This is a genomic window from Croceifilum oryzae, from assembly GCF_030814315.1.
Lineage (GTDB): Bacteria > Bacillota > Bacilli > Thermoactinomycetales > Thermoactinomycetaceae > Baia > Baia oryzae.
This window is the reverse complement of record NZ_JAUSUV010000007.1, coordinates 187,611-200,737: the sequence shown is the minus strand read 5'-3', so window position 1 is coordinate 200,737 and position 13,127 is coordinate 187,611. Positions and strand designations below refer to the sequence as shown.

The 13,127-nt window shown below is 43.6% G+C and carries 14 protein-coding genes, 1 other RNA gene and 1 other annotated feature; of the genes, 2 read left to right on the top strand and 13 right to left on the bottom strand.

Going from position 1 to position 13,127, the window contains the following annotated elements:
* Window positions 1-57 precede the first annotated feature (57 nt).
* From J2Z48_RS09655 to cymR, 7 genes are all read right to left on the bottom strand, one after another.
* Window positions 58-288 carry a hypothetical protein gene (locus J2Z48_RS09655; RefSeq protein WP_307253004.1) on the bottom strand — a complete coding sequence of 77 codons (231 nt, stop codon included), beginning with the start codon at window positions 286-288 and terminating at the stop codon, window positions 58-60.
* 30 nt (window positions 289-318) lie between these two features.
* The gene (locus tag J2Z48_RS09650) at window positions 319-528 is read right to left on the bottom strand and encodes a YrzR-like zinc ribbon domain (protein WP_307253002.1); all 210 of its coding nucleotides are present in this window, start codon (window positions 526-528) and stop codon (window positions 319-321) included.
* 26 nt (window positions 529-554) lie between these two features.
* Complete coding sequence (locus tag J2Z48_RS09645; protein WP_307252999.1) at window positions 555-1,040, bottom strand: PRC-barrel domain-containing protein; 486 nt, start codon at window positions 1,038-1,040, stop codon at window positions 555-557.
* 89 nt (window positions 1,041-1,129) lie between these two features.
* A complete protein-coding gene (recD2, locus tag J2Z48_RS09640) occupies window positions 1,130-3,388 on the bottom strand; it encodes an SF1B family DNA helicase RecD2 (RefSeq protein ID WP_307252996.1) in 2,259 nt (752 codons plus the stop codon).
* Window positions 3,388-3,876 carry a hypothetical protein gene (locus J2Z48_RS09635; protein WP_307252992.1) on the bottom strand — a complete coding sequence of 163 codons (489 nt, stop codon included), beginning with the start codon at window positions 3,874-3,876 and terminating at the stop codon, window positions 3,388-3,390. The genes recD2 and J2Z48_RS09635 overlap by 1 nt, the downstream gene beginning before the upstream one ends.
* A gap of 32 nt (window positions 3,877-3,908) precedes the next feature.
* Entirely contained in the window at window positions 3,909-5,054 is a 1,146-nt protein-coding gene (locus J2Z48_RS09630; protein ID WP_307252991.1) for a cysteine desulfurase family protein, read from the bottom strand.
* A 15-nt stretch (window positions 5,055-5,069) separates the two neighbouring features.
* Window positions 5,070-5,489, bottom strand: coding sequence for a cysteine metabolism transcriptional regulator CymR (gene cymR, locus J2Z48_RS09625; RefSeq protein WP_307252990.1), 420 nt, complete (start codon window positions 5,487-5,489; stop codon window positions 5,070-5,072).
* Between the two features lie 215 nt (window positions 5,490-5,704).
* Between cymR and J2Z48_RS09620 the strand changes: the two genes are divergently transcribed.
* Window positions 5,705-7,033 carry a replication-associated recombination protein A gene (locus J2Z48_RS09620; protein WP_307252987.1) on the top strand — a complete coding sequence of 443 codons (1,329 nt, stop codon included), beginning with the start codon at window positions 5,705-5,707 and terminating at the stop codon, window positions 7,031-7,033.
* Window positions 7,034-7,071: 38 nt separating this feature from the next.
* Here the strand turns inward: J2Z48_RS09620 and J2Z48_RS09615 are convergent, their stop codons facing one another.
* The 6 genes from J2Z48_RS09615 to hisS form a co-directional block, all read right to left on the bottom strand.
* A complete protein-coding gene (locus J2Z48_RS09615) occupies window positions 7,072-7,323 on the bottom strand; it encodes a hypothetical protein (protein WP_307252985.1) in 252 nt (83 codons plus the stop codon).
* Window positions 7,313-7,948, bottom strand: a complete 636-nt coding sequence (locus J2Z48_RS09610; RefSeq protein WP_307252983.1) for a S1 RNA-binding domain-containing protein — start codon at window positions 7,946-7,948, stop codon at window positions 7,313-7,315. Before J2Z48_RS09610 ends, J2Z48_RS09615 begins: the two co-directional genes overlap by 11 nt.
* Before the next feature lie 240 nt (window positions 7,949-8,188).
* The gene (locus J2Z48_RS09605) at window positions 8,189-8,749 is read right to left on the bottom strand and encodes a 5' nucleotidase, NT5C type (RefSeq protein ID WP_307252981.1); all 561 of its coding nucleotides are present in this window, start codon (window positions 8,747-8,749) and stop codon (window positions 8,189-8,191) included.
* A 54-nt stretch (window positions 8,750-8,803) separates the two neighbouring features.
* Window positions 8,804-8,983, bottom strand: a non-coding RNA gene (ssrS, locus tag J2Z48_RS09600) — 6S RNA.
* A gap of 66 nt (window positions 8,984-9,049) precedes the next feature.
* Window positions 9,050-10,837: an aspartate--tRNA ligase gene (aspS, locus tag J2Z48_RS09595; RefSeq protein WP_307252979.1), complete on the bottom strand. Its 1,788-nt coding sequence runs from the start codon at window positions 10,835-10,837 to the stop codon at window positions 9,050-9,052.
* A 3-nt stretch (window positions 10,838-10,840) separates the two neighbouring features.
* A complete protein-coding gene (gene hisS / locus J2Z48_RS09590) occupies window positions 10,841-12,103 on the bottom strand; it encodes a histidine--tRNA ligase (protein WP_307253064.1) in 1,263 nt (420 codons plus the stop codon).
* A 113-nt stretch (window positions 12,104-12,216) separates the two neighbouring features.
* Window positions 12,217-12,455: a binding site (T-box leader), on the bottom strand.
* 144 nt (window positions 12,456-12,599) lie between these two features.
* Here hisS and J2Z48_RS09585 point away from each other — a divergent pair.
* Window positions 12,600-12,974, top strand: a complete 375-nt coding sequence (locus J2Z48_RS09585) for a DUF423 domain-containing protein (protein ID WP_307252977.1) — start codon at window positions 12,600-12,602, stop codon at window positions 12,972-12,974.
* Window positions 12,975-13,127: the final 153 nt, after the last annotated feature.

The window sequence follows — 13,127 nt, the reverse complement described above, 5'->3', positions numbered from 1 at the left end:
CAATTTGACCAATTTATAACAAGAAAAACTAGCCCCCTTGATCGAGGAGGCTAGTTTTCACTTTGCCGTACGGAGTTGCCTGATCAACTGCTTGATCATGACCTTTGAAAATGTCATTCCCATAAATAGGTTTCGCCTCATCATGCGCATGAGCCGAGATCGCAGAGATCCAAAATCAATATTCATCGTAAAATTCAACGCACGAGGCATACGACCGCTCCGAAATAAATAATAAACAGCGTAAGCAATTACGCCACCTACTATCATAGAAGTTACGCGACGATTCACGATTCTCCCTCCTCTGGCTATAAATTAGAGTTAGGCGAAATTTTGCTGTTCTGGCAATGAATCATCATCAAGAAACAAATCATTTAAGGAAGTAAGAGAACCGTCTTCTTCCACTTGATAAACGTGTACAATTTGATCATTTTCGAGCACCAACTCAATATAACATTGCCAACAGTAAAGTTGGTTTGTTCCCACTCGACCTAGATCGTGTGAATTGCAATTAGGACATCGAAGTAACATAGGGTTTTTCCACCTTATCATCTACTTCAGGTCGAATCTGCACAGGTTGCCAGTACCGTCATCTGCTTCCAGATATACGGTTGGTCTGGGATTACCTTTTTCCGTCCATGCAGTAAATCATTCCACCATCCGTCAGAAAGTTCATACCCTACTATCGTCCCCAGATTTTCCAGAAAATAGACATTCATCACTTCTCCAAGTTGCAATCCATTTGCTGTTTCGATTGGACGTCCACGAAGCGGATTTACTCCCGTTACGACTCCCGTCCATCCTAAGATAGGCGCTTGTTTCGAGAATTTCTCTTCACAATGTACCCGTATTGTTTCGAAACCAAGCTCCACTATACATTCGATCGGAATATATCGACGGAAGCGTAACCAGCCTCCTCGTTCTAACAATAAACCTGCTAACACCTGCTCACTGTTAAATAACAAGTCGGTGACAACTCCAAGTACTTTATTCGTCTCTTGATGAATTACCGTTGCGCCAAGAACCTCTTGTGATTTCCGCAAAAGGAATAGCCCCTCCTTCCGCTGTTCTTAGTATGGTTTTTCACTCTATAGAAATACCATCAATAAAAGGGAAGGAAGTGATTTCCAATTTACCAATCTTCACTAATGATTTCACTGAGTCGACTATTGCGATCATCGCTTTGTTCTTCTGTGATCCCGTAAGAGAATGCCGCCTTTTCCCCGCAGAGAATTAAATATGACTTAGCGCGAGTAATTCCGGTATAAATCAGGTTCCGAGCTAGCATTCTACGATATGTATGGAGCACAGGTAGGATCACAATCGCAAACTCTGATCCCTGCGACTTATGAATGGAACATGCATAGCCAAGCGTAAGTTGTCCTAGCTGACTCCGTTTATAAGGAACCTCTAGCTTTTCGTAGGAAACATAGAGGACCGGTTCATCACTACTCGCTTCCTCTTCCACTCCCGTTACAATCCCCATATCTCCATTATAAACAGGGAATTCAGGATGATTGGAAGTTTGTAATACCTTATCCCCCATGCGAAAGAACGTATCTCCCCATGAGACTTCTTTTTTCAATGAGCTCTTCGGATTAATCAACTGTTGAATTTCTTGATTCATCCGATCTACACCCGCTGGTCCCTTATAGATTGGGCATAAAATTTGCACATCAAATAAAGTGTAGCCTTTTTGGATCGCATTTTCGTACGTTTGCAATACGACTTGGACCGCTTGATCTCGGTTACAAGGAAAAAATCGTCGATCAGGTTTCTTTTCCATCAGATCTTCGGGAGTATCGCCTTTTCGTACTTGGTGAGCTAGTTGAATAATCGAAGAATCGCTTGCTTGTCGAAAGATCTCATCCAGTTCGACCCGCGAAATCCGTTCTACTTCCAAAAGGTGATGTAATACTTTGCCTGGACCCACAGAAGGGAGTTGATCACGGTCTCCCACTAGGATCACTTGCATCCCAGATGGCAAAGAGCGAAAAAGTTGATTCGCCAGCCATATATCCAACATAGATGTCTCATCGACAATCAGCAAAGATCCTTCGATCGGATTCTCTGCATGATGTTCAAAAAACTCACCTTTCCATCCCAATAATCGATGGATCGTCATCGCCGGAAGTCCGGTCGCTTCACTCATTCGTTTAGCTGCTCTACCTGTCGGAGCCACTAATCGAATCGGGTACGGCTTGTCTGTCCCTTTATACGTCTCAGGATCTAGCGAACATTCATGGAGCTTGCCAAACAGATGGCAGATCCCCCGGATGACGGTCGTCTTCCCTGTACCAGGACCACCTGTCAAAATCATGATAGAAGAGCGGAGTGCTTGCATAATCGCCTCTCTTTGGCAATCTGCATAATGAATGTCGAACGCTTCCTCCACTTCGCCCAGTGCCTGATATATATCTTGAACCGCAAATTCCTTCTCCTGTACTTGCTCAAGCAATTGTTTCATCTTCAAAGCTAAGCCATACTCCGCATAAAATAAAGTGGGCAGATAAACCCGTTCTTCCTCTAGTAGCACACGTTTATTTCCTAATAAGTCTGCATAACACTCATTCCGAACCTCTAAGGGAAACCATTCCTCCGTCTTACTTCCTAATAATTCTTTCACTTGATCCCACACTTCTTCTTTCGTGAGGTATACATGCCCGTGTGAATAGGAAGCTTCCTGTAATAGATATAAAATGGCCGCTCGGAGCCGTTCAGGTGCATCTTCTTCAATCCCTTGTTTTCGCGCTAACTCATCCGCTCGACGAAAGCCAATCCCTTCGATATCATCAATCAGGCGATAAGGGTTCTCTTTAATCATCTCGAGAGTCTCATGCTTATACAATTGCACGATTTTTAAAGCCATGATCGCACCAAATCCTGATTCATATAGGAAAACCAACGCTTGCTCCAAGATGCGATTCTCGCCTAATCCTTTGATAATCGTAGTCTTCTGTGTCTCGTTTAATCCCTCAACTTGATCTAACTCTTTTGGATTCGTAAAAATCCGTTCTAAGGCATCCTCACCTAAACTCTTCACAATCCGGATCGCTGTCTTTTTTCCGATTCCATGGAAGAGGTCACTTGATAAGTACTTCACAACGGCTTCCTTGGAACGAGGAAATTCCTTTTCCAAGCGCTCGATAAAAAATTGCTCTCCAAATCGAGCATGAGTCCGCCATTCACCGTAACAGGTGTACACCTCCTCCTCATGCGGACGCAAAAAGTTCCCAACAACGGTAATCGTTTTGGGATTGGGTTCATCGCGAGATGCTTCTATCACATCCAACAGGAACACACCATAGCTATTTTCTTCGTTATAAAATAGTTCCCGGACAAATGTACCGCGAACATAGGAGTCCATGGAAAGCTGTTGCTCAGTCATCATCACAGTCCATCTTTCATCTCCTCTAAAACGGATGATGTCGCACAAGTAGTCGAACAATACTGCTCTTGCTCGATATCCCAATGATCAGCATCTTGAAGATCATATTCATACTCACAATAGAGACAACGTTTCATTTGAACCGCTTGATCCAGTCCCTCGTCTAATCTTTTTAATTGATTGGAGTCAAGCCTTAAAAATTGCTCAATATATCGGATCAGCTCTGTCTTCGATTGAAAGAAAAGCGGGTCTTCTGATACATACGTTTCAACATTCCACCAAGCCCACCGCCCATCTGAAAGATGACAAATATAGTATTCGCCAGCAACTAACTCGGAGGCCTGCTCCAAACGTTCAAATGATGAAAATCCGATTTCCGCCGCTAGATTGTCTGCTAGAGCCTCATCGATTTCGTGAAGAATTGACTTCCAATGGATGTTATCCACATCGTGTTCCCATTGTGCCATCCCATTTTCAAATCTCGCCGTCAACAGCCAATCTCTCCCTTTTCCTTTGTTATCGTCTATGTCGTGGAAAGTCTTTGAATGGTATTCGTTAGTATATCTACAACGTAGGAAATCTCTTTTTTCGTATTCGATTGACCAAAGCTAAAGCGGATCGCTGAGTCCACCCGTTCCGCGCCGACATGCAGCGCCTGGATTACATGAGACTTGTGAATGGTTCCAGAAGTACAAGCAGAGCCACTGGATACGGCAATTCCTGCTATATCAAGATTCATCAATAAAGTCTCCGAATGAATGCCCGGAAAGCTCAAGTTTACAATGTGAAGCAACGATTGATCAGCGTGTCCATTTTGCACAAAATCAATCTGTTTCTCTTTTAATGTCCGAAATAGCTCTCTCCGTAATTGCTCTAGATGTTCGCGATCTTTCTCTCTTTCCTGCATTCGTAACTCTACTGCCTTGGCAAATCCCATAATTCCCGGCACATTTTCCGTACCAGCCCGTCTTTTGCGCTCTTGGTATCCACCAAACATCTGGGGCATCATTTTCACTTTTTTGTGAACATAGAGCGCGCCAATCCCCTTTGGACCGTAAATTTTATGAGCAGAGATCGACATGAGATCAATCGGCAAATCGCTCACATTGATTTCTTCTAATCCGAAGGCTTGCACCGCATCCGTATGAAAGAGAATTCCTCGCTTACGAGCAAGCTCCCCTATTTCACGAATGGGTTGCAACGTACCAATTTCATTATTTCCAAGCATAATGGAGATCAGAGCGGTATCGGGACGAATCGCGTTTTGTATATCTGATAGATGTACCCGCCCTGAGCTATCTACTGGTACATAGGTTACTTCAAAGCCTAACTTCTCTAGGTATTCGCATGTATCCAATATGGCATGATGCTCAATCTGACTCGTAATGAGATGCTTTTGGCCAGACGATCTCGCTTCTACCATAACCCCTCGCAGGGCCATATTATTGGCTTCGGTTCCACCACTTGTAAACACGATTTCGCTTGGATCAGCGGCATGAATGGATTGAGCAATCGTCTCTCTTGCCACATCGATCGCAGCTCGTACATCGCGTCCATACGCATGAATGCTGGAAGGATTGCCAAAGGCATCTGCCAGGTATGGCTCCATCGCTTCTTTTACTCTCGGATCAATTGGAGTTGTTGCTGCATGATCTAAATAAATTGACATACCGTCCACCTGTCTTTAAATATAAAACATGAAGTTTTCATTATTTCCCTCAGCCGAAAACTGGATGAGGTGAGCAAGCGTAGTAGAATCTAATTCACATGCAATGGCATCGCGAATTCGTTTCCATAAATCCCGACGAGCAGGATGGTCTTCATCCGTAAACTCTACAGGGCTAATAGGACCTTCGAGTACCCGGATCACCTCTCCAGCTGTGATTTCTTCTGGTGTTTTCGATAATTTATATCCCCCGTAAGCTCCACGAATACTTCTTACTAATCCTGCATTTCGTAGTGGAGCTACCAGTTGCTCTAAATAATGTTCAGATAAATCGTGTCTCTCTGCAATTCGTTTTAAAGGAATGGGACCTTGCCCGTAGTGTGTTGCTAAGTCCATCATAATGGTCAGGCCATATCGACCCTTGGTAGAAATTTTCAAATCCAACACCTCTTTCTTGACCCTATACTCCTTATTCCAACTTGAAAGGCATACAGGAAAACATGGTTAGTTTATCATATTCTCCAATCTTTCTCCATTTGTATACGGATGTATCTTTTGAATTGTTACGGCTTGGTCAGAATTCCGTCATCTTTATGCTACAATATATGATTAGTATAAACAAAACGGAGAAAAAGCTGGAGGGGAATCTCTTCATGGATCTATTTGAATATCAGCAGGCTTTGACATCCAAACAACAAGGGCCACTTGCTTCTCGTATGAGACCTAGAAACTTTCATGAATTTATCGGTCAAGCCCAGATCGTGGGGCAAGGAAGATTACTACGCCGTGCCATCGAAGCTGATCAACTATCTTCGATTATTTTACATGGACCACCGGGGACTGGAAAAACAACGATCGCCAAGATCATCGCCGAATCCACACAAGCTCACTTCGAACAGTTAAACGCTGTTACAGCAGGAATAAATGATTTACGCCAAGTAGTTCGGTCCGCAAAAGAACGCTTAGGAATGTATGGAACGAAAACGATTTTATTTGTAGATGAGATCCATCGTTTTAATCGTTCCCAGCAAGATGCACTACTGCCTGATGTCGAGGAAGGTACGCTCATTTTGGTCGGGGCGACTACGGAGAATCCTTCTTTTCAGGTCAATGCCGCTCTATTATCGCGCTCTCTCTTATTCCAATTAGAACTGCTTAATGAAGAAGAGCTTACCCAAATCATCGACCAAGCCTTACAAGACAAAGAACGGGGTTTGGGAAACATTCAAGTGCAGATGGATCCTGATGCCTGCAGGCATCTTGTACGGATGGCAGGAGGAGATAGTCGCCGTGTACTAAATGCGCTAGAAATGGCAGTTATGACCACCACGCCTAATGCAGATGGAATACGCCACATCACCTTAGAAATAGCAGAGGAGTCGATTCAACGTAAACACGTTCGCTACGATCAATCGGGTGATCAGCATTATGACACCGTCTCCGCCTGGATCAAGAGTATGCGTGGTTCTGATCCAGATGCATCCCTCTACTATCTTGCCAAAATGATCCTAGGTGGAGAAGATCCTCGTTTTATCGCGAGAAGAATTATGATTCACGCCGCGGAAGACGTGGGCATGGCTGATCCCAGAGCTCTACTCATCGCCTCAGCCGCTGCTCATGCCGTGGAACTCATTGGGCTCCCTGAGGCTCAAATTCCGCTAGCTGAAGCCGTTATCTATCTCGCTACGGCTCCTAAAAGCAACTCTGCTTATACAGGAATCCAGAAAGCTCTTGAAGCGGTGAAGCAAGAAATACATGCGGAAGTTCCTCATCACCTACGTGACAGTCACTTCCCAGGTGCAAAAGCACAAGGTCGCGGGAAAGGGTATCAGTATCCACATGATTTCCCTAGGGGATACACTCCGCAACAATATCTCCCAACCGAACACCTTGGCAAGTCATTCTATCAACCTAGCGCTCATGGATACGAACAAAAATTATCTGAGTTTATGCGTTGGATGAAGCAGCCTAGCCAATCCTAAGCAAACAAAAAACAAGCGTCTCTGGCGCTTGTTTTTTGCTATTCTTTCGCTGTCATATACATATCCTTACTTATTATCGATTTAATAATAAATTTCCCGTTCTCTTTTACACAAGGGAATCGCAAATCACCACTTTGTATATATCGATGATCTCTAGTGTCTAGAATAACTTTCCCTCCTTTTGCCAGTTGAATAATGTCCTCAGGAGTTAACTCCTTTTTTAATCGATCTGTGCGCTCTGCGGCATGGTACGTCGTAATGAACTCTGACTGATCTTGGCTAAAGATCATCCCTCATTTGCTTCTCTATTTCCTTCACTAGATACAAAGATAGATCCGCTTCGAAAACTTTTAACGCCTCGACTAAGCTCATCGTAAAAGCAAACACACCCTTTTCATGCACCAAACTTTGTACTTTCTCCTTGCTTTCCGGGGATAAAATCCCGACCACCTTAGATAAGTAATTGAAAATTCTCTGTATTTCCTCTGGCGGTTTTGCACTACTACTTTCTATGATTTCATGACCTGTAGGCAGTCCATTTTTTAACTTCTCCAAAGGAGAAAGATATAGGCGATTCTCGTTTCCTTGCGATGTCTTTTTTAGATCAAGATGAAGGGTGCTAAGCTCAATTCGGAAATCACTGTGAATTCTAATAATTTTCGCATTAATAGTCATCCCGACTTCAAGGAAATCATGTATATCCTCAATATATTGGTTTGCTATATTCTTTATATGAATCAATCCTGAGTATTTCCCACCTTCTAACTCCACAAAAGCGCCATACGAAGCGATAAATGTAATAGTGGCATCAATATGGTCTCCCACTTTGTATGGGGGTGGTTTTGCTAGATCTGTGGCGAGAGAAGTTTGTTGGGTGAATTCTTCTATTCTCTCGTCCAATGATTTTTCAGCCATAGCATATGGCCTCCTTTCATGATAAACTATACATTCTTACATTAAAGCGATAATAGATAAAAATCAATATGAAAAATGAAAATTTACCTTATGTTTATTTTACCAAAAATGCTTAAAAGTTTCTATTTTAATTTGAAAACGAATATTTTATATTTTGTGCAACAATGCGTATATTCACAAAAGAATACGAGACCCGTTGTTTACTCTTTGTCTCGTATGCTTCCCTCTATTCCGCCGGTATTAGAGCTTCGTTATGTATTCATAGACTTGACGCCAATCGGTAATCCGAGGAACTTCTTTCGAATACTGACGATTATACGGTGCATCTACAATCATCGTATGAACGTTTTGCTCTATCAGTCGATCAAGATGATTAGGAGCATCTTCAAAGAATAAATCAATTCCTATTTTTAAAGCCACCTTTGCCTTATCGATGGAACTCATAATCAATCGATCGCTTTGATAAGGGAAATCATTTTCACGTAGCCAATTCCTTGTCACCTCTTCAATGTTTGGAAGACCCGGTCTAGCGGTGATATAATAAATTTCATGCCCTTCTTCTGACAACTGATGTAGGACTTCCCTGGCATGAGGTAGCGGAACTCCTAGTCGGTAGATTTTTTCCTCCAGTCGTCTCCACGTTTTGCGACCTTCCTCTGGTGTTAATCCATATGCTCGGTCTAGATAAAATTCAGTAAGATCCTCAGCTCGTACCTCTTGTTGAAACTCTTCATTATAAACCGTAACCGCCGCTTGCTTCGTATCTTTGATGGTACCGTCAATATCGACACCCAATTTCATCCATGATCACTCCGAATCGTAGTTAACAAGCTTCATTTGATACCAAGGTACAAAAAAAGCCCCATTATGCCGTGGCACCGCAATTTTGAACCTGCTCTCTAGCAGGTGGGTGCTCTGCAGCGAATATCAAGGTTCCATCTATAAGATGGCATCCTTTCCAAGCACTGACACAAGCTCCCGCAGTAAAAATGTTGGCTCAAAATTACGGTTTACACACGAACATCTCAGGGATTCTTTATTAAATCCATATTACCACATCTTCAAATAAGAGAACAAGTACAAACGCATCTAGCTACAAGCTTATTGTGACCCTTTTCCCTTCATCTTAACCGCGATATGCAGATCATCCAATTGTTGCTCATCTACAGGAGAAGGAGCGTTTGTCAGCAAGCAGGAAGCGCTAGAAGTCTTTGGAAAGGCAATGATTTCACGAAGGTTGGTCTCGCCTGCTAAAATCATCACAATCCGATCAAAGCCAAGTCCAATTCCCCCATGAGGCGGCACCCCATATTCAAATGCCTCTAATAGGAAGCCAAACTTATCCCTTGATTCTTCTGGAGAAAGCCCCAGTGATGCAAAGATTTTCTCTTGTAGCTCTCGCTCATAGATCCGCAAGCTACCACTTCCTAGCTCGTATCCGTTTAACACCAAGTCATAGCAGACTGCACGTACTTTTTCCGGATCTGTCTCCATCAACGGAATATCTTCTTCCATCGGGCGAGTGAAGGCGTGATGCATCGGCATAAATTGCCCTGTATTCTCATCATATTCATACATAGGGAACTCGGTAATCCAAGCAAAATGATACTTACTTTCATCAATTAATCCTAACTGACGACCTAAACGAGCACGGATCCCGCCTAATGTCGCTGCTACGACGCTTGGTTTATCTGCGACAAAGAATAATAAGTCTCCTTCTTCTACCCCTGCTACTTGTGCGATGGAAGCAATCTCTTCTTCTTTTAACGCTTTTGCAATGGAACCTTTTATGCCGTCTGGCTTCCAAGCTAACCATGCGAGTCCTTTCGCACCTAACGATTCAGCCACTTTACCCCAGTTATCTACTTCTTTTCGACTCCAATGAGCCTGCCCTTTTACATTAATCGCTTTTACTTGCCCACCGCTCGCAAGCGTACCCGCAAACACTTTAAATTCAGTGTCTGCTAGTACTTCACCAACATTGATTAACTCCATTCCAAAACGAAGATCAGGTTTGTCACTACCGAAACGATCCATTGACTCTGCATACGGAATTCGTTCAAACGGAGCTGTTACTTCGACTCCCTTTACTTCACGCAGAAGCGTAACAAACATTTCTTCCATCATTTGATAGAATTCCTCTAGCTCTAAGAAGGAGAACTCTAAGTCGATCTGTGTAAATTCTGGTTGACGGTCTGCACGCAAATCCTCGTCACGGAAACAACGTGCAAATTGGAAGTAGCGATCGAGACCCCCTACCATACACAACTGCTTAAATATCTGCGGAGATTGAGGTAACGCATAAAATTGACCCTCATGTACACGGCTTGGTACTAAATAATCCCGAGCTCCTTCTGGGGTACTCTTCGTCATGATCGGGGTCTCGATTTCGAGAAACTCATGTCGATCGAGAAAACGACGTACGGATTGCATGGCTTTATGGCGTAAAACAAGGTTTTCTTGTATCTTGGGACGGCGAAGATCCACGTAACGATGCTTTAAACGGATCGTTTCATCGACATCAATGTTATCTAAAACCTGAAAAGGAGGTGTTTTTGCAGTACTAAATACTTGAATGGCAGCGGCTTTTACTTCAATTTCTCCTGTTGCCATGTTTTTATTAATCGTCTTAGGAGCGCGCAATGCAACTTGTCCTGTCACAGATAATACGTATTCACTACGTACTTGATCCGCGATTTGAAACGCTTCTGGTGCCGTCTCAGGATGGACTACTACTTGGACCTGCCCGGATATATCACGGATATTTAGGAAGATGAGCCCACCTAGGTCACGGCGTGATTGCACCCAGCCATTAATGGTAATCACCTGTTCTACATGCTGTGTTGTAAGTTCGGTTGCTTTATGTGTTCGTAGTACTGGCTTTGACATCGATCATCTTCCTTTCTCTGTTTGAATGTACGTAACCAATTGATCGAAGGGAACCGCTTCTTGTGTTCCGGTTTCCATATTCTTCACTTGAATCGTATTTTGCGCAAGCTCATCTTCGCCTAAGATGGCTACGAAGCGAGCTTGTTCACGATCTGCCACTTTCATCTGTGCTTTCATCTTCCGATCCAAGTAGTCTCGTTCAGCAGAGAGTCCAGCTCTACGGAGCTCAGCGAGTAACTCCATAGATTTACGTTTCGTAGCTTGATCAAATGTAATCATGTAGCAGTCGAGACGGCTCGGTTCGGGAACGACTACTTTTTGCTCTTCTAGTGCTAGTAGGACTCGTTCCAACCCAACCCCAAAGCCTACACCCGGCATATCAGGACCGCCTACTTCCTGTACGAGTCCATTGTAGCGACCGCCGCCTCCAATCGTGCTCGCCTGCGCTCCTGGGATATCTACCATGTATTCAAAAGCAGTTTGTGTATAGTAGTCCAATCCACGAACCAGACGATCATTTTGCACGTAGTTTACACCGAGTATGTCTAGATATTGTTTGACTGCTTCCAAATTCGCACGGCTGTCTTCGCTGAGATACTCTAAGATAGACGGTGCGCCCATCGCGATCTCATGGGTATGGGGATCTTTACTATCTAAGATTCGCATCGGATTGCGATACAAGCGGTTTTGCGCATCCTCTGCTAATTCTTCTTTATAAGGTTCGAAGTAAGCGATTAAGGCCTCAAAATAACGAGCACGGCTCTCCGGATCGCCTACGTTATTGATCTCGACTTGAACGCCTTTTAGACCTAGCTCTTCAAAGAATTGCATTCCGAGTGCGATCACTTCCGCGTCAAGCGCAGGATCGAAACTTCCAAAAGCCTCCACACCCAGTTGGTGAAACTGACGATACCTCCCAACCTGTTGCCGTTCATAACGGTACATAGGCCCCATATAGAACCATTTGGTTGGTTGTGGCTGTGCGTATACCTTATGTCCCACAAACGAGCGTACAATCCCTGCTGTTCCCTCTGGACGCAATGAAATCGAGCGCCCCGCACGATCGGTAAAGGTATACATCTCTTTCTCTACGATATCGGTGGTATCTCCAACGCCTCGTTTAAATAGCTCGGTATACTCTACAAGTGGAGTGCGGACTTCTTGAAAACGAAAACGTTCCGCCACGGTGCGAGCGGTAGATTCTACAAAACGCCACCACTGCACTTGTCGCCAATTCTCTTCATCCTTTGGCATGACATCAAACATGCCTTTTACTATTTTGCTCATGTGAATGCCCCCTTACCTTTTGTTTCATATCCAATTCGTTGTCTTCATCTGGAAACGACAAAAAATCTCTCGTCCCTGACAAAGACAACTTTGTCAGGGACGAGAGATTTTTTATTCCCGCGGTACCACCCTAATTGAAAGAAACTCATATAAGCCTCTTTCCACCTCTTACCCGTTATCGCCGGGACCGCGTCTATGCTTACTAACCACTTGCGTTCAACATAGAACCTCCAGGTGTCTTTCATCCTCATATCACAGAAGGAACCTTTCAGCCATGAGTTCCCATCTCTAACTGCTCATTTGAAGACTACTTTCCGTTCATAGGTCAGATATCAAAAATAAAATAGTACACCTATTATAGGTTTGCCCAAAAATGATGTCAAGAAGGATATGCAAAATGTTTCAGTTTTCTCTCATAAGTAAGTATGTTATATTCGGTTCAAACGAATACATAGACGAAAGGAGGCGCAAATTCATGCGACTCTTTCTACTTTTAGGTAGTATCAACATGGCTTTAAGTATTGCTTTGGGTGCGTTTGGTGCTCATGGTTTGAAAGGAAAAGTAGCTGAGAAAATGATTGCCAATTGGAATACGGGTGCTCATTATCACATGATTCACGCTCTTGGGATGCTGATAGTGGGGATTCTGTTATCCAAGGTTCAAAACTCGGGGATGTTGACTACTTCGGGCTGGCTGATGCTAGTGGGTGTAGTTCTATTTTCGGGTAGTCTTTATGTGATGGCTGTGACGGGTGTGACAAAGCTAGGGGCGATTACGCCGATTGGTGGGCTTGCATTTATTGTGGCTTGGGTCTTGATGGCAGTTGTGGCTTGTAAGCAGTTTAGCTAAGTTGATCACAATACAAATTTAGACCTTTATATGTGGAGCAATGTGTTTGTCCTCTGCTTAAATAATTGAGTATGAAGAGCCCTATAAAGGGCTTTTCTTGATCCAAAGTACCGGGCAATGTATCTATCCACTGCTCAAATAGTGAACCTGCGA